Genomic DNA, 14,979 nt, shown 5'->3' on the forward strand with positions numbered 1-14,979 from the left:
CAGGCTTCCCCTTGGAAAAATGGATGGAAACGGGGTAGTCACCCCGCCACCAACCGGCAATCTCCGCCCGGGCATGGCCTCCATGCGAAGATGGCGGCTTGCCCTCACCGGCTATCTGTTCAGCTCGTCGTCGGATAATTCGGCGCTTCGCGCGTGATCTTGACGTCGTGGACATGGCTTTCGCGCAGGCCGGCATTGGTGATGCGCACGAATTGCGCCCGCTCATGCAGGTCCGCAATTGTCCGCGAGCCGGTATAGCCCATCGCGGCACGCAGACCGCCGACCATCTGGTGCAGGATCGGACCGACCGGGCCCTTATACGGCACCTGGCCTTCAATCCCTTCCGGCACCAGCTTCATGCGCTCGGTATCCTTCTGGAAATAACGGTCGGCAGACCCGGCCGCCATCGCACCCAGCGACCCCATGCCGCGATAGGATTTGTAGGACCGGCCCTGATAGAGGAAGACCTCGCCCGGCGCTTCTTCCGTACCGGCCAGAAGCGAGCCGACCATGACGCAATCGGCCCCGGCGGCGATCGCCTTGGCCATGTCACCGGAGAATTTGATGCCGCCATCGGCGATGATGCAGGCATCGGACCCTTCCGCCGCGCGGCGGGCATCCATGATCGCGGTCAGCTGCGGCACGCCGACACCGGCGACAATCCGTGTCGTGCAGATCGAGCCTGGCCCGATCCCGACTTTCACGCAGTCCGCCCCCGCCTCGATCAACGCCTTGGCGCCGTCATAGGTCGCGACATTGCCGGCCACGACACGGGCCATGCTGGAGGATTTCTTGACCCGGGTGACCTGGTCGAGAACCGACTGGCTCTGGCCGTGGGCGGTATCGATCACGATCACATCGACCCCGGCATCGATCAGCGCCTCGGCGCGCTCGAAACCGCTATCCCCGACCGTGGTCGCCGCCGCACAGCGCAGCGCGCCCTGGGCGTCCTTGGCGGCATTGGGGAAGGCTTGCGCCTTTTCCATATCCTTGACCGTGATCAGGCCGATACAACGGTCTTCGTCATCGACAACCAGCAGGCGCTCGATGCGGTGTTTGTGCAGCTTGGCGCGGGCTTCGTCCTGGGAGGCGCCGACCTTCACGGTGACCACGTCACGGGTCATCAGATTGCCGACCTTCTCATTGGGATCATCGGCGAAGCGGACATCGCGATTGGTAATGATGCCGACCAGCTTGCCCGGGCGAGCCGGCGTGGCGCCCTCAACAACGGGAATGCCGGAAATCCGGTGCTGGGCGATCAGGGCGCGCAGATCGGCGAGTGTCGCATCCGGCGATATCGTCACCGGATTGACCACCATGCCGCTCTCATAACGCTTCACCCGCCGCACTTCCTCGGCCTGTTCGGCGATGGTGAGATTGCGGTGGATGACGGCGAGGCCGCCAGCCTGTGCCATGGCGATCGCCATGCCGCTCTCGGACACGGTGTCCATGGCGGCGGCGAGCATCGGAATCTTCAACGCGACATCGCTGGCCACACGCGTGGAAACATCGGCATCGGCGGGAAGAACTTCGGACGGGCCCGGTTGCAAGAGCACATCATCGAAGGTGAGACCTTCGCGAATCTCCATGGGAGACTCCTCTAAGCTGCTTGCGGCGCGGCAATAGAATGGATTCGGGCGTGTGGCAAGGGAGGTGTGCGGGATGTCGCTGAATTGTCGCGGTGTGGGAGCGAGGAAGCAACTCGCATTGCGCGCACTTGCTACCTGAGGATACTATCCGCTCGAGTTGTGGGGGCAATCATATGGAAGACATCGACGGGTTTGACGCCAAAGGCGAGCGAGCACGACTATTTCCTGTATTGGCCGACAGCTCGAAGGAAGGCCGCACGCTTTCAATTGTTCTGGCCACCTTGGCACAGGTTCCCGAGTTTGCCGCCAGTGTATTGAACGCGATCAATCGACGTCATGGCACTCGCACGAAAGTCGAATGCTTTACGGAAGTAACCTTCGCCAAGCGCGGCGGAGAGAAGCTCCGCCCGGACGGCCTGATAGTCGTCAGCACCGGTCGGACAAAATGGTCGGCGTTTGTCGAGGCCAAGATTGGAAATGCCGCGCTGCGCCAAGATCAGATCGAAGCCTATCTAAGGCTCGCAAAAGACGTTGGTGTCGATGCCGTCATAACAATGACCAATGATTTTGCACCACTGCCCGAACACCATCCGCTCGACGTTGACCGGCGTTTGTTGAGAAAAGTCAGCCTGCTGCACTTCTCCTGGTTCTCAATGCTCACCACCATCAACTTGTTGGCACTGAACGATGATGTCGCTGATGCAGACCATGCTTATCTACTTCGCGAATTAGAGCGCTTCCTCATTCACCCAAGCGCGGGCCTCAGACGTTTCGATAGCATGGGGACCGAGTGGACCGACGTGCTTGACCGGCTGCGCGCAGGAACGAACCTTCCAAAGAATTCACCTGAGGTGCTCGGCGTCGTTGCTAGCTGGCATAGTGAACTGAGGGACCTTTGCCTCTTATTGGCAAGGAAGACGGGAGCTTCCGCAGACCTCAAGCTTTCGCCGAAACATCGATCTGACCCCCGTGACCGTATTCAGTTTGATGCTGACCTCTTGTCGCGATCAAAATTACTGCGTGGAACAATCTTGGTGCCCGACGCTGCGGCGGCAATCGAAATTGAAGCCGACCTGAGCACGCGGACCATTCGCACCTCAATGAAACTTGAGGCGCCAAAGGATAAGGCTCAGCAAAAATCAAGGGTGAACTGGCTCCTGCGGCAGCTTAAAGATTGCGAGGCGGACAAGGTCACGGTGATGGCCAACTGGCCCGGCACGGCACCACAAACGACATCGACCGTCGCCGCTGCCCGCGATGATGATCGAATACATGCTCATTCGAACAGGGCGATTGTTCCCGGCTCATTCGTCGTCATGAAACTGATGACCGATGGACGACGGTTCGCAGGCCGCAAAACATTCATCGAAAGCCTCGAGCAGCTCGTTGTGGATGACTTCTACGGCGACGTTGCTCAAAGGCTCACGGCTTGGCGCGCGCCCCCGCCTAAGCTCCGCAGCGCCGTTGAAGACACGGATGACGGCGAGGACACCTAGTTCACCAGCGCACCCAGCGCAAATCTCGCCATACTTTACTTGCCAGCCAGCAGGCCGCAGTGACTTCGCGCCGTCAAGGCCGCCTTCGGCGCCGCGTAGCGGGCATGCGCCTTGACGGCGCGAAGTCACTGCGGCGAAATCTCTGCAAGGAAAGAATGGGGCGGTCAGCGCGCCGCGCCAGCCCTCACAAGGGCGGCCGCCCCCCGCCCTAACGCAACCAGGCAAAGGCCCGCGTCAAAAACGCCTGCGCATCGTCCCGCACCGGCTCACCATGCGCAAACAGGACGGTTCTGGCCGGCCAGGCGAAGATGCGGTCGATGGCGGCGCGCGCCCGCTTCCGGTCGCGGAAGGCGAGACGGAATTTGCCCGGGACGGCGGGCTCCGGCCCGGTCATCCGGTCCCAGCGCGCGACCCAGCTTCGCCAGCCGGAATACCAGTCATCCGGCAGGTGCTGGATCAGGTCGGTGAAGATCACCGTGCCGCTGGACCGATGATAGAAGACGACTTCGGTGGTGATCCTGTTGCCGGGCACGACGACCTGGTCGATCTGTCCGGCCCAGGCCGGATCTGCGGTGTCGGTCAATTCGGTGTCGAATTTCAGATCCGGGAGTTGGGCCGCCATGCCCGGCGCGCCGTGCAGGCGGGCGGCGGGATAGGCGGACTGCCAGTCGGACAGGGCGAGATGGTGCAGGCTGTTGGGCGCCACGATATGGGCGACCAGGCCGAGCGCGTCGATCTCGCGCTTGCGGGCTTCGTTCAGCGCCACCGGCGACCACACCCAGAGCCGGTCATCATCGAGGCGGATAACCACCATCCGCGTGGGGTAGTGAAATCCCGCTGCGGCTGTGACGACGTCGCCGGACGCGGTCCAGATCCCGTCTGACAGGCACCGCAAGGTCGAATTGTCCGTTGTTGCGGCCATGTGGTCACGCTAGGCACCGGGCGGCCTGCGGGCAAGCTGCCGCGAACACACGCCCGGTTGCCGCCCTAATACGGCCCGCAAATAACCTTCCCGCCTCCCCGCTATCGCCTTGCGCGAGCGCTGCAGTAACAGCGCGCCGGGTGAGGCTGGCGCGTAACATCGGCCAATGGGGAGGCCCGCATGCGCAAGCGCTTTCGCAAACGCGATGACCAGGCAGAGGTCAACATGACCCCGATGCTGGATATCGTCTTCATCCTGCTGATTTTCTTCATCGTCACCGCCACTTTCCTGTCCGAGGAGGGCGTCGATATGCGTCCACCGCCGGAATGCGAAGGCGCCGGGTGCGATGCGCCGGACCGACCGGTCATCCTGATCCAGGTCGATGGCGACAACCAGGTCTTCGTCAACCAGGACCGGACCGATATCGAACGGGTCCTGGCATCCATCAACCGCCATCGCGCCGAAAACCCGGAAAGTGCCGTCTTGCTGGAAGTCCATGACGAGAGCGATCACGGTGTCGTGGTCCGGATCTGGGATGAGATGAGCGCCAATGGCGTACCGGTGTCGATTCAGCGGACGGAGCCGGCGGCAGGCTGACCACGCCCATGCCCACACACAATCTGTGGGTTTGAGGCGACCAAATTTTAACGCCGCCACGCTAGAAGACGTCGTCATCGCTATAGTTGGGGAGCGATATGCGCGTCTTTACCTGCCTGTTCACGGAACACAATCTCTGGCTTGTCCTGCTGGCGGCTGCCATGTGCGCCACCGGCTCGGTCGTGACCATGCATCTCTATCGCCGCGGCCTGAGCACGCGCGGTGCCGAGAAGTCCGGCTGGCTGTTCCTGACGGCGGTCTGCGCTGGCTCCTCGATCTGGGCGACCCATTTCATTGCCATGCTGGGTTTTCAACCCGGCGTTCCGGTGACGTTTGACGCCACGCTGACCCTCGTCTCCATGATCCTGGCGATTGCCGGCACCGGCGCCGGCCTCGCCTTGTCCGGCATGCGATTCAGCCGCCATGCCCCGGCCATCGGCGGCTGTGTGTTCGGTCTCGCCATCGCCGCGATGCACTTCACCGGCATGTTCGCTTATCGCGTCGATGGTCTGGTCGATTGGGATCAGGCCTATGTCACCGCCTCGATCGGGCTCGCGGCCGGCCTGGCTGGGATGGCCTTCTGGGCAGTTGAGCGCTGGAAGAACGGGCCAGCGGTTTTCATCGCACCGGGCATCCTTGTTGTCGCGATTGTCGCCCTGCATTTCACGGGCATGGCAGCCTTCGTCGTCACGCCGATTGCCGGCATGGAAGTGGGCGCCGACAGTGCCGCCTTCCGGGCCATGGCATTGTCTGTCGCCGTGGCCGGGATGGTGATCATCGGGACTGGCGTCACCAGCTATCTGATCGATCACCGCACCCGCGAGGAAAGCGACGAACAATTGCGCCACATGGCGCTGCATGACCCGCTGACCGGCCTCGCCAACCGCACCAGTTTCAACACCTATCTGGACGCCCGCCTCGCCAGCCCCGACGCGGACGGCGTGGCCGTGGTCGGAATCGACCTCAATCGGTTCAAGGAAATCAACGATGTCTGGGGACATGAGGCCGGCGATGCCGTGCTCTGCGCCCTCGCCGAACGGCTCAAGGGCCTGGCCGGCCAGACCCATTTTGCGGCCCGTCTGGGCGGCGACGAATTTTGCGTCGTGCTGAACGCGGAAAACCGCATTGCCCTCCAGGAGCGCGTCGACACCATTGAGCAGATGTTCGCGACGCCGGTGAGCTATGGCGAATACGAGTCCGCCACGGGTGCGAGCATCGGCGTCGCGGTCTTCCCGCATGATGGCGCTGATCGCGACAGCCTGGTCCGCAATGCCGACCTGGCCATGTACAAGGCCAAGATGGATCCGATGCTGGACGTCTGCTTTTACGACACCGAACTCGGCGACGAGGTTCGCGAACGTCGCGCCATGGCCAATGATCTGCGCCATGCGATCGAGAATGACCAGTTGCACGTCCATTATCAGGTCCAGACATCGATCGGGACCGGCGAAATCCGCGGTTATGAGGCGTTGCTCCGCTGGACCCATCCGCGCCTCGGCGCGATCGGCCCCGACACCTTCATCCCGCTGGCCGAGGCCAACGGGCTGATCCTGCCACTAGGTGAATGGGTCATGCGACAGGCCTGCCGGGACGCGGCGTCCTGGGACAATGATCACAAGGTCGCGGTCAACCTGTCGGCCGTGCAGCTGACCCATTCGGGCCTCGCCCGCCAGATCCAGCAAATCCTGCTGGAAACCGGCCTGCCGGTGAAGCGCCTGGAAATCGAGCTGACGGAAACAGCGCTGATCAAGGACAAGGTGCAATCCATGCATATCATGCGTCAGATCAAGGCGCTGGGCGTGTCCGTGGCACTGGATGATTTTGGCACCGGCTATTCCTCGCTCGACATCCTGCGCACCTTCCCCTTCGACAAGATCAAGCTCGACAAGTCCTTCACCGGCGAGCTGGAAAGCGACCATCGCTCGCTGGCCGTGGTGCGTGCCATCCTGGCGCTGGCCAAGAGCCTGGGAATTCCGGTCCTTGCAGAGGGCATCGAAACGATGACGCAGCTCGACCTGCTGCGCGACGAGGCCTGCGACGAAGGTCAGGGCTTCTTCCTGGGACGCCCGGCGCCGATGGATATCCTGGCCGAGACACCGGCATCAGACATCGTGCTGGCGGATGCCGTGCCCAAGAGCGGTACGGCGTAGACGTACACGATCGCTAATCGTCAGTGGCGTCGCTGGCGCCCCTACCGCTTGAACCCCATTGCCACCACAAAGGTCTCCGCACTTTCCGAACGGCTGGCGTCGGGCTTGAAGTGGCGGACTTTCTCGAAATTGGCTTTCAGGAAGTTCAGCAATTCGCCGTCCGATCCACCCTGGAAAACCTTGGCAATGAAAAAGCCGCCAGGCGTAAGGGTTTCGGCGGCGAAATGCGCGGCGAGCTCCGCAAGGGCAACGATGCGCAAATGGTCGGTGCTCTTGTGGCCGGTCGTCCACGGCGCGAGATCGGAGATCACGGCGTCGGCGGCGCCGCCCATCTCCGCCTTGACCAGAGCCGGCGCGTCATCATCGGTGAAGTCTTTTTCCAGCAGGGTCGCGCCGGCAATCGCCTCGATTTCCAGCAAGTCGATACCGACAACTTCCGAGGCGCCCGCCTTCAGCGCCACCTGCACCCAGCCGCCCGGCGCCGAGCCGAGATCGACCACGCGCATGCCGGGCTTGAGCAGTTTGAAACGCTCGTCCAGCTGCAGCAGCTTGTAGGCGGCGCGCGAGCGATAGCCCTCCATCTGGGCTTTCTTGACATAAGGATCATTGAGCTGGCGCTGCAGCCAGCGGGTCGAGGAGGTCTTGCGGCCGCGCGCCGTCTTGACCCGTTCAAACATCTGCTTGGCAGCCCGGGCGTCGCCGCCCTTCTTCATCGGACCGGACTGGCGACGACGGCGTTTGTCACTACTGCCCCAGCCGGGAAGTTCAGCATTGCTGTCGGCATCGCGGCCCTCGCCGTCAGCCTCGTCCTTGCCGCCCTGATCCTTGGGCGGGGTCGGCTCGTCCGGCGGTGTCTTGTCGTCGTCGCTCATTCGTCCGATCCCGTGGTCTGCGTCGCCGGGGTTGTGCTCTCGCCCTTGCGGCGACGGCGCCTGCGCTTCTTGGACTTTCGCATCAGATTGAGCAACATGCCTTCGCGCAAGCCCCGATCGCCCACACGCAAGCGTTCGGCCGGCCAGAGTTCCGCGACGGCCTCATAGATCGCGCAGCCAGCAAGGACGAGCTCGGCCCGGTCAGTCCCGATGGTCGGCTCCTGGGCACGTCCATGAATGTCCAGCTCACGCAGGCGCTTGCAGGCGTCCAACGCCTCCTCGCCGGTCATCCACAACCCATCCACCTTGGAGCGGTCATAGCGTGGCAGACGCAAATGGACACCGGCCATCGAGGTGACCGTTCCCGACGTTCCCACCAGATGGGCCCGACCTTCGCGGAACAGCGGCCGCATCGCCTTGGCACCGCGCGGCGTCTTCATCAGGTCGCGGGCATAGGCCTTCATCTCGGCATACCATTCAGCACGATCGCCCTCGCGTTCGGGAAAGCGCTCCGACAGGGTGACCACGCCGACCGGTGTCGAGGTCCAGGATTTCATCGGCGGACGGCCGCCGCTTTCGCGGCCGCCACGGCGTCGCCATTCGGCGAGGTCGACCCAGGACAGCTCGGTCGAACCGCCCCCGATATCGATGACCAGGGCCGCTTCCTTGTCCTCGTCGAGCAAGTCGACACAGCCATGCACGGCCAGTCGCGCCTCTTCCTCGGCAGAGATGAGATCAAAGGTCAGCCCGGTCTCGCGCTCGACCCGGTCGAGAAAGTCCTGGCCATTGACCGCCATGCGGCAGGCCTGGGTGGCGATGGAGCGATGCTTGACCACATTCTGGCGCCGGATCTTGTCGGCACAGACTTTCAGCGCTTCGACGGCCCGGTCCATGGCGCCCTCGGAAAGCGCACCACTGCCGGTTATCCCCTCACCGAGGCGGACAACGCGCGAGAAGGCGTCGACAACATGAAAACTGCTGCCCGAGCGCTGCGCCAGGAGCATGCGGCAATTATTGGTACCCAGATCAATCGCGCCGTACACGGGAGATGGCGCGCGTTTGCGCCCTCTCCGCTTGCGTGCGGCGGCGTCCTTGCCCGGAGAGCCCCGGGACGATGGCTCCGCCATGATATACCTCTTGCCGACCGGCGCGCCGCATCCGGGATCGGGAGGCGCGGCTCGAATCGGGCTGATCACAATGTTGGTTGCAGGATACAAGGAAGCGACGGCCCTGCAAGGATGCGTGACCGATGGCAGCGCAGGCCGTAGCTTATTGCTCGAAACACCCTAAATATGGGCTGCCGCGCGAGGATGGTCCGCGCCGGCAGATTTGTGTCAGAGTGTTGAGCATGATCGTTCGCGACGCCAAATTCGGACTCGGCGATGTGGTACGCCACCGCCTTTTCCCCTTCCGCGGGGTGGTGGTCGATGTTGATCCCGAGTTCGCCAATACCGAGGAATGGTACGAGTCCATCCCGGAAGATGTCCGCCCGTCCAAGGACCAGCCCTTCTACCATCTGCTGGCCGAGAATGATGAGAGCTATTACGGCGCCTACGTGTCCGAGGGCAATCTCCTGCCCGACGCCGAGAATGGCCCGGTCGAACATCCGCAGATTTCCGAGGCCTTCGAGGGCTTTGACGGCACCCGCTACCAGCTGAAAATGACGCCGGACCAGGCGCACTAGGTCATCACCCATCCGAGGACCGACGCGCCTCGGCCTCGTTTTCCCTCCAGCCCGGCCATCCCCATCGACCGGCTGGACAAGGTCCCCCCTGACAAGCCGAGGGATGACGGGGATTTGAGGATATGGCTGGTAAAAGAAAGGCTGGCGCAGCGCGCCCACCGAGCCATAATTCCCTTGCCGAGAGAAAGCCGTATCCGGTTCTTGAACTCAAGGGGCATGCCCGCGAAGCGGCGCCTGCGGCGCCCTTGACCTCAAGAAGCGGATACGGCCCGCTGGCTGTCATGGGATTTATGGACAGCTCCGCGCAGCGCGCCGGATTTTGGATGCCCGTCCCCGTCTTCCCCACGCGAACCAGCAAATCGCTGCCCGCAACGAAAAGGGCGGGACCACCGCCCCGCCCCGTTCATGTCTTGCTGAGTCCATCCCCCGACCGGCAGATCAGGCCTTGACCACTTCCTGCTCGATCGCGCCGAAGATGGACTTGTTGTCCTTGTCCTTCATCTCGATACGCACCGTATCGCCATATTGCATGAAAGGCGTGCTTGGCTTGCCGTCATTGATCGTCTCGATCATGCGGATTTCGGCGATGCAGGAATAGCCCACGCCGCCTTCGCTGATCGGCTTGCCGGGGCCGTCATCAAGCTTGTTGGACACCGTGCCCGAACCGACAATCGTGCCGGCGGTCACCGGACGGGTCTTGGCCAGGTGGGCGACCAGCTGGCCGAAATCGAAGGTCATGTCGATGCCGCACTCGGCCTTGCCGAACAGCTCGCCATTATATTTCACCAGGAGCGGCAGGTGCAGTTTCTTGCCATCCCAGGCCTCGCCCAGCTCGTCCGGCGTCACCGCGACCGGCGAGAAGGCGCTCGGCGGCTTGGACTGGAAGAAGCCGAAGCCCTTGGCCAGCTCGCCCGGGATCAGCCCGCGCAGGGACACGTCATTGACCAGCATGACGAGGCGGATCGATTTGGCGGCATCCTCGACCGAACAGCCCGCCGGCGCGTCGCCGGTGATGACGGCGATCTCGCCCTCCATGTCACAGCCCCAGGCCGTATCACCCAGCGGGATGTCGGCGCGCGGCGCCAGGAAAGCGTCGGAGCCGCCCTGATACATCAGCGGATCGGTCCAGAAAGTGGCCGGCATCTCGGCATTGCGGGCCTTGCGGACCAGTTCGACGTGATTGACATAGGCCGAGCCGTCGGCCCACTGAAAGGCGCGCGGCAACGGCGACAGGGCCTCGCGTTCATGGAAACGCTCGCGCGGAATGGTCTCGCGCTCGAGCTCGTCTGACAATGTCCGCAACTCCGGCTCGCAGCGCGCCCAGTCATCAAGCGCGGCCTGCAGCGTCGGAGCGACCTGATGGGCGTCGGCACACCAAGCAAGGTCTTTCGACACCACGACGAGGCGTCCATCGCGGCTATCCGATTTCAGTGTTGCGAGTTTCATCCGGGTTTCCCTGTGGCTTGTGCCCTGTGGCTTGTGAATAGTTCCGGTCCGTTCCCGACCGGTTGATCTTCGCGGAATTGACTGGCTGGCAGCGCCCACGGCCTGACGAGGCTAGACCGGATGGAATTCGCCGTCTTCCCCCATCCACTCCAGCACACCGTCATGGATGGAGAAGCGGGCACCGTGCAATTGCAGCCCCCGTTCGGCGATGGCGCGCTCGACAAAGGGGAATTGGTGCAAGCGTTCGATGGAGTGGCGGATCGAGTTGAGTTCCAGCGCCGAACACAGTGTTTCACTGTCCGCACCGGCATGGTCTGCGTGAACTTCGGCGCGGGCCGACTCGAGCGGCTCCAACCACGGGCCGAGATATTTGAAAGACAGCGTATCCAGTCCGGCGACACTAGCGGCAACACCGCCGCACTGGCCGTGCCCCATCACCACGATATGGTCGACACCGAGGGCGCTGACAGCAAACTCGATGGCGGCCGAGACGCCATGTCGCCCGCCATCATCATCGCGCGGCGGCACCAGATTGGCGACATTGCGGACGACAAAGAGATCGCCGGGCCGGGCATTGAAGACCACGGCCGGATCCACGCGACTGTCGGAACAGGCGATGATCAGCGTGTGCGGGTTCTGACCCTTGGCCAGTTCGGCATAATGTTCGCGCTGCGTCTTGTACTCATCGCGGCAAAAATCGCGATAGCCGTCCAGCAGCTGCTTGGGCGGGAGGGTCGTCATGGCGTATCCCCTGCGTCAGGCCGGCACGCGCCGGTCGGTCACATCGATCCCGCCGTTTTAGTTGCAATCGAAACCATTTAGAAGCCTGCGACCGCAGCCGCCGCCCGAGCCTGGCTGCCAGCGACAAAAAAGCGGCCGGGGCAGAACACGCCCCGGCCGCCAGTCTGTGCAGCTTACAAACCAGTCTGGGAGGATCAGCTTGATGTCATGCACGTAAGCAGTGCGAGATTCGCAGCCACTTCGTCCTCACCGGACGACGCCGCATTGGCGGCCTGGAAGTCGGCAGCCGCCGCATCGCGATTGCCGGCCAGCCAATGGGCCGCGCCGCGATTGTTGAGTGCGCGCCAAGCGCCGTCATTCAGCTCGAGCGCCGAATTGCAGGCCGTCACGGCGGCTTCGAACTCGCCGTTCCCGGCATAGCCGGCACACAGGTTGGAGTAAGCGGCGATCTTGTTGCGCGAGGAGATGCCGGTGTCGACGAGGCCTTCACCGATATGGACGGCATTTGCCCATTCACCACGCTCGACGGCGTTGTACTGGGCGCGCACGGTGCCATTGGCGGTGCGGTGACCGGCAAGCGCCGGTTCAGCATCGCAGGACTGCGCAAACGTCATGGGGGTTGCGGCAACAGCCAGTGTTGCAGCGAGCAGGATGGTACGCACGATCATTCCCTCCGAATATGAGCAGTGCGGTGAACACTGTTTATATTTAGAACGAAGTTCCGCGAATGGAATTGACGATATCATGATCATCGGAATACAAATTCGTATGGATGACTGGTCTGATTATCTCGTCTGCCTCGCTGTATCCGAGGCTGGCAGCCTGACCGCCGCAGCCCATGAGCTCGGGGTCAGTCAACCCACGGTGACGCGCCGCCTGCAGGCGCTGGAATCGCGATTCGGTGAGCCCCTGTTCGAGCGCGAGCAAGGACAGACAAGGCTGACCCCGCTGGGCCAGCGGGTCGTCGCTCACGCCGCCCGCATGCGCGACGAGGCCTCGGCCATCGAACGCGCCGCCATGGCGCAGGACCAGTCACTGTCCGGCCTGGTCGTGGTCTCGGCCTCCGAAGGTCTGGGGGCCGACTGGTTGCCGCGAGCGCTTGTGAGTTTCCAGGTCGCCAATCCCGGTATCGGGATCGACATCACGATCAAGAACAATTCGGCCAATCTGGCTGACCGTGAAGCCGATATCGCCCTGCGCTGGAACGGACCGGGCACCCAGCAAAGTCTGGTCGGTCGCCGCGGCGCCACGGTCGGCGCCGGCCTCTATGCCTCGCGCACCTATCTGGACAAGCATGGCCGACCGCAAGTGGTCGAGGACCTGGCCGACCATGCCGGCGTGGGCTGGTCGATCGGCGATTATTTCGGCTGGCCCGCGACAGCGGCCGGCGCCCCTGTTCTGCCGCGCCATGTCTCCTTCAAGTCGAACAGCCCGGCCAGTCATGTCAAAGGGTTGGAGGCCGGCTTCGGGGTCGGCGTGACCTCGCATCGCCTCGCCCGCAGCAGCGCCGAGCTGGAGCGCATCCTGCCGGATTTCGAGAGCTCGCTGGATTTATGGGTGGTGGCCCATGAAACCGTGCGCAAGAGCGCGCGGGTGCGTGCGGCCTTCGACCACATCATCGCGCAAATGAAGGCCGACGCGGCCTATTTCAGCCGCGGCGAGCCCTCGATTCTCTAGCCCCGAAACGCCATCTGACAAGCGGTGCGCGTCAATCCTCGTCGCCATAAATGGCAACCACCGCCTCACCGCCCTCGCTCTGGCGGGCCCGATACATGCCCGGCGTGTTGAAGCTCCAGGCGATCTCGCCGGCAGGGGTCAGCGCGACAATGCCGCCATCGCCGTCCAGCGCCCTCAGCTCGTCCATGATGACCTGGTCGGCAGCGGCCTGCAGACTCAGCCCTTGCAGCTCCACGAGAGCGCAAACCCGGCTGGCGACCGTGAGGCGGATGAAGTATTCGCCCGTGCCGGTAGCCGACACACCGCAACTGGCATTGTTGGCATAAGTGCCCGCCCCGATGATCGGACTGTCGCCGACCCGGCCCCAACGCTTGGCGGTGGTGCCACCGGTCGACGTCCCGGCCGCGATATTGCCGGCGCGATCAAGGGCCACCACGCCGACGGTTCCAAAACGATGCTCGCGGGCATCACGCTCGAGCTCGCCATGATCGACCCCGGCGGCCGCAGGCGCACCCTCGGGCCGCGCCGGAATGTCGAGCCCCAGCGCACCGAGGGCCTGTTCCATCGCCGCCCATCGGCGCTCGGTGAAGAACCAGGCCGGCGGCACGATCTCCAACCCCTGCTCGCGGGCAAACGTCTCGGCGCCCTCACCCTGCAGCATGACATGGCGCGAATTGTCCATCACGGCGCGGGCCAGCGAGATCGGGTGGCGGACCTGGGTCACACCCGCCACGGCACCGGCATTGAGCGTGGCGCCATCCATGATCGAGGCGTCCAGCTCATTGCGTCCGGCAGCTGTGAATACAGCGCCCCGACCGGAATTGAACAGGGGATCGTCCTCCAGACCATGGATGACGGCCTCGATCGCGTCGAGCGCACTGCCATCACCGTCCAGCACCGCTTCACCGCGCGCCAGCGCGGCGGCCATGGCGGCGCGATATTCGGCTTCGCGCTCGGGCGTCATGGCGCCGCGCTCGATGACGCCGGCACCGCCATGGATCACGATGGCCCAATTGGCGCTATCTTCGGTCTGGGCGAGCGCCGCTGTCGTGTGGCCAAGCGTGCTGGCCGCCAGGGCGACCGCAATGAGATAACGCAGCATGATGAAGTCCCTCCCCTAATTCGGGCGAAGCTTCTCGCGCCCGGCCTGATTGGGCAAGGGAAGGGTTCAGGCGGAGTCGACGCAGAGCGGGCGCATGCCGACCAGGCTGGCATGGCTCAACCCGCCCGCCGGACGGTCAAAATAGAGCTGCAGCCCCTGCACCGTCCAACCGCGCTCGCACCACACAGTGCGAAACTCGGTGACGCAATTACCCACGCGCGCAGTCACCGCCTCGCCGGAAAATGTATAAAGCCGCACCGCCCCGACCCGGTCGGCCGCTGTAAAGCAGGCCGCCACGCCATTGACGCGTTCACCGGCATCGAGAATCCCTGACCCTGCCTCGGTGACATGGCGCTGCGTGACACGTCCGAAACAGTATTGCGCCGCCCGCGGTGGCGCATCGTGGAAGAAGGCGCGGACCTGGCAGGGCCGATGGCGACGTACTGCGATCTGCAAGCCATAAAAATCATGACCGGACAGGGCGATCAGACTGGTATGATAATCGGTGGTCTGCCCGAGCACCATTTCCTCGCCCTCACCCGCACGGCCAAGGCTCAACACCAACGAAACGAGTAGACTTGTCAGCATGCAATACCGGCCTCCTGATCGCGCCAACCTAGGCGCTCAATCGGGCTTTGTCCGCACACACATCAATCACAAGCGCGTGCGCATGCTCACGGTCAATGCGGCGCCCTGATTGTGC

General features: G+C 63.6%; 14 protein-coding genes. 5 read left to right on the forward strand and 9 right to left on the reverse strand.

The features are described 5' to 3' along the window. Nucleotides 1-119 precede the first annotated feature (119 nt). Nucleotides 120-1,589 (reverse strand): IMP dehydrogenase, encoded by a 1,470-nt coding sequence (gene guaB / locus C7435_RS13375; RefSeq protein ID WP_121212077.1) that lies wholly within the window; start codon nt 1,587-1,589, stop codon nt 120-122. A 173-nt stretch (nt 1,590-1,762) separates the two neighbouring features. On the opposite strand from guaB, the gene C7435_RS13380 reads away from it, so the two are divergent. Beyond that, complete coding sequence (locus tag C7435_RS13380) at nt 1,763-3,085, forward strand: hypothetical protein (protein ID WP_121212078.1); 1,323 nt, start codon at nt 1,763-1,765, stop codon at nt 3,083-3,085. A gap of 208 nt (nt 3,086-3,293) precedes the next feature. Here the strand turns inward: C7435_RS13380 and C7435_RS13385 are convergent, their stop codons facing one another. Continuing rightward, nucleotides 3,294-4,007, reverse strand: a complete 714-nt coding sequence (locus tag C7435_RS13385; RefSeq protein ID WP_121212079.1) for a DUF4336 domain-containing protein — start codon at nt 4,005-4,007, stop codon at nt 3,294-3,296. Between the two features lie 180 nt (nt 4,008-4,187). Here C7435_RS13385 and C7435_RS13390 point away from each other — a divergent pair, with 180 nt between their 5' ends. Both C7435_RS13390 and C7435_RS13395 read left to right on the forward strand, forming a co-directional pair. Next, nucleotides 4,188-4,604 (forward strand): ExbD/TolR family protein, encoded by a 417-nt coding sequence (locus C7435_RS13390; RefSeq protein WP_121212080.1) that lies wholly within the window; start codon nt 4,188-4,190, stop codon nt 4,602-4,604. Nucleotides 4,605-4,702: 98 nt separating this feature from the next. After that, nucleotides 4,703-6,754: a putative bifunctional diguanylate cyclase/phosphodiesterase gene (locus tag C7435_RS13395; protein WP_121212081.1), complete on the forward strand. Its 2,052-nt coding sequence runs from the start codon at nt 4,703-4,705 to the stop codon at nt 6,752-6,754. A gap of 41 nt (nt 6,755-6,795) precedes the next feature. Here the strand turns inward: C7435_RS13395 and C7435_RS13400 are convergent, their stop codons facing one another. Both C7435_RS13400 and C7435_RS13405 read right to left on the reverse strand, forming a co-directional pair. Beyond that, nucleotides 6,796-7,626, reverse strand: coding sequence for an RlmE family RNA methyltransferase (locus C7435_RS13400; RefSeq protein WP_233350777.1), 831 nt, complete (start codon nt 7,624-7,626; stop codon nt 6,796-6,798). Beyond that, complete coding sequence (locus C7435_RS13405; protein ID WP_075189606.1) at nt 7,623-8,753, reverse strand: Ppx/GppA phosphatase family protein; 1,131 nt, start codon at nt 8,751-8,753, stop codon at nt 7,623-7,625. Before C7435_RS13405 ends, C7435_RS13400 begins: the two co-directional genes overlap by 4 nt. A 221-nt stretch (nt 8,754-8,974) precedes the next feature. On the opposite strand from C7435_RS13405, the gene hspQ reads away from it, so the two are divergent. Then, nucleotides 8,975-9,310, forward strand: coding sequence for a heat shock protein HspQ (gene hspQ, locus C7435_RS13410; RefSeq protein WP_075189605.1), 336 nt, complete (start codon nt 8,975-8,977; stop codon nt 9,308-9,310). A gap of 438 nt (nt 9,311-9,748) precedes the next feature. Here the strand turns inward: hspQ and C7435_RS13415 are convergent, their stop codons facing one another. The 3 genes from C7435_RS13415 to C7435_RS13425 all read right to left on the reverse strand — a co-directional run bounded on the left by C7435_RS13415 (nt 9,749) and on the right by C7435_RS13425 (nt 12,165). Beyond that, nucleotides 9,749-10,756, reverse strand: a complete 1,008-nt coding sequence (locus C7435_RS13415; RefSeq protein ID WP_121212082.1) for a fumarylacetoacetate hydrolase family protein — start codon at nt 10,754-10,756, stop codon at nt 9,749-9,751. 111 nt (nt 10,757-10,867) lie between these two features. Then, on the reverse strand, nt 10,868-11,497 hold the full coding sequence (locus C7435_RS13420) for a carbonic anhydrase (RefSeq protein ID WP_121212083.1): 630 nt from the start codon (nt 11,495-11,497) through the stop codon (nt 10,868-10,870). Nucleotides 11,498-11,691: 194 nt separating this feature from the next. Next, complete coding sequence (locus tag C7435_RS13425; RefSeq protein ID WP_075189602.1) at nt 11,692-12,165, reverse strand: tetratricopeptide repeat protein; 474 nt, start codon at nt 12,163-12,165, stop codon at nt 11,692-11,694. A 100-nt stretch (nt 12,166-12,265) separates the two neighbouring features. Here C7435_RS13425 and C7435_RS13430 point away from each other — a divergent pair, with 100 nt between their 5' ends. After that, the gene (locus tag C7435_RS13430) at nt 12,266-13,174 is read left to right on the forward strand and encodes a LysR family transcriptional regulator (RefSeq protein WP_075189601.1); all 909 of its coding nucleotides are present in this window, start codon (nt 12,266-12,268) and stop codon (nt 13,172-13,174) included. 31 nt (nt 13,175-13,205) lie between these two features. Here C7435_RS13430 and C7435_RS13435 read toward each other — a convergent pair whose 3' ends face one another. Both C7435_RS13435 and C7435_RS13440 read right to left on the reverse strand, forming a co-directional pair. Continuing rightward, a complete protein-coding gene (locus tag C7435_RS13435; RefSeq protein ID WP_121212084.1) occupies nt 13,206-14,276 on the reverse strand; it encodes an isoaspartyl peptidase/L-asparaginase family protein in 1,071 nt (356 codons plus the stop codon). Nucleotides 14,277-14,342: 66 nt separating this feature from the next. Continuing rightward, complete coding sequence (locus C7435_RS13440; protein ID WP_147422701.1) at nt 14,343-14,864, reverse strand: hypothetical protein; 522 nt, start codon at nt 14,862-14,864, stop codon at nt 14,343-14,345. Between the last annotated feature and the right edge of the window lie 115 nt (nt 14,865-14,979).

This window comes from Maricaulis maris, from assembly GCF_003634045.1.
Lineage (GTDB): Bacteria > Pseudomonadota > Alphaproteobacteria > Caulobacterales > Maricaulaceae > Maricaulis > Maricaulis maris.

Coding starts and splice junctions, on each gene's coding strand:
- C7435_RS13435 (WP_121212084.1), bottom strand. CDS start 14,276: ATGCTGCGTTATCTCATTGCGGTCGCCCTGGCGGCCAGCACGCTTGGC.
- C7435_RS13405 (WP_075189606.1), bottom strand. CDS start 8,753: ATGGCGGAGCCATCGTCCCGGGGCTCTCCGGGCAAGGACGCCGCCGCA.
- C7435_RS13400 (WP_233350777.1), bottom strand. CDS start 7,626: ATGAGCGACGACGACAAGACACCGCCGGACGAGCCGACCCCGCCCAAG.
- hspQ (WP_075189605.1), top strand. CDS start 8,975: ATGATCGTTCGCGACGCCAAATTCGGACTCGGCGATGTGGTACGCCAC.
- C7435_RS13395 (WP_121212081.1), top strand. CDS start 4,703: ATGCGCGTCTTTACCTGCCTGTTCACGGAACACAATCTCTGGCTTGTC.
- C7435_RS13425 (WP_075189602.1), bottom strand. CDS start 12,165: ATGATCGTGCGTACCATCCTGCTCGCTGCAACACTGGCTGTTGCCGCA.
- C7435_RS13385 (WP_121212079.1), bottom strand. CDS start 4,007: ATGGCCGCAACAACGGACAATTCGACCTTGCGGTGCCTGTCAGACGGG.
- C7435_RS13390 (WP_121212080.1), top strand. CDS start 4,188: ATGCGCAAGCGCTTTCGCAAACGCGATGACCAGGCAGAGGTCAACATG.
- guaB (WP_121212077.1), bottom strand. CDS start 1,589: ATGGAGATTCGCGAAGGTCTCACCTTCGATGATGTGCTCTTGCAACCG.
- C7435_RS13380 (WP_121212078.1), top strand. CDS start 1,763: ATGGAAGACATCGACGGGTTTGACGCCAAAGGCGAGCGAGCACGACTA.
- C7435_RS13420 (WP_121212083.1), bottom strand. CDS start 11,497: ATGACGACCCTCCCGCCCAAGCAGCTGCTGGACGGCTATCGCGATTTT.
- C7435_RS13440 (WP_147422701.1), bottom strand. CDS start 14,864: ATGCTGACAAGTCTACTCGTTTCGTTGGTGTTGAGCCTTGGCCGTGCG.
- C7435_RS13415 (WP_121212082.1), bottom strand. CDS start 10,756: ATGAAACTCGCAACACTGAAATCGGATAGCCGCGATGGACGCCTCGTC.
- C7435_RS13430 (WP_075189601.1), top strand. CDS start 12,266: ATGGATGACTGGTCTGATTATCTCGTCTGCCTCGCTGTATCCGAGGCT.